Raw genomic sequence first — 313 nt, 5'->3', positions numbered from 1 at the left:
CATGAGGAGGAGCGGCTAAGCTATGGCGAGCTCAATGCGCGGGCCAACCGCCTGGCGCATCATCTGATCGGGCTCGGGGTCAGGCCGGACCAGCCGGTGGCGATCTGCGTTGCGCGCAGCGTGGCGATGGTGGTCGGGCTTTTGGCGATCCTCAAGGCGGGCGGGGCGTACCTGCCGCTGGACCCGGCCTATCCGCCGGCGCGGCTGCGGCAGGTTCTCGACGATGCGGCGCCGCGAGTGCTGCTGGCCGATGCAGCGGGGCGATCGGCGCTGGGCGACGATGCGCTACGCGATCTGACGGTGGTGGATCTGG

The 313-nt window shown here is 70.6% G+C and carries 1 protein-coding gene; it reads left to right on the top strand.

Annotation, left to right across the window (positions count from 1 at the left end; genetic code table 11):
- The coding region (locus WN73_RS11510) for an AMP-binding protein (protein WP_271552816.1) at nt 1-313 on the top strand (313 nt) is incomplete at both ends.

The sequence above is a fragment of the Bradyrhizobium sp. CCBAU 45394 genome, from assembly GCF_028128655.1.
GTDB classification, from domain to species: Bacteria; Pseudomonadota; Alphaproteobacteria; order Rhizobiales; family Xanthobacteraceae; genus Bradyrhizobium; species Bradyrhizobium diazoefficiens.
The sequence above is the reverse complement of the archived record's forward strand: the minus strand, read 5'-3'. Positions and strand labels throughout refer to the sequence as shown.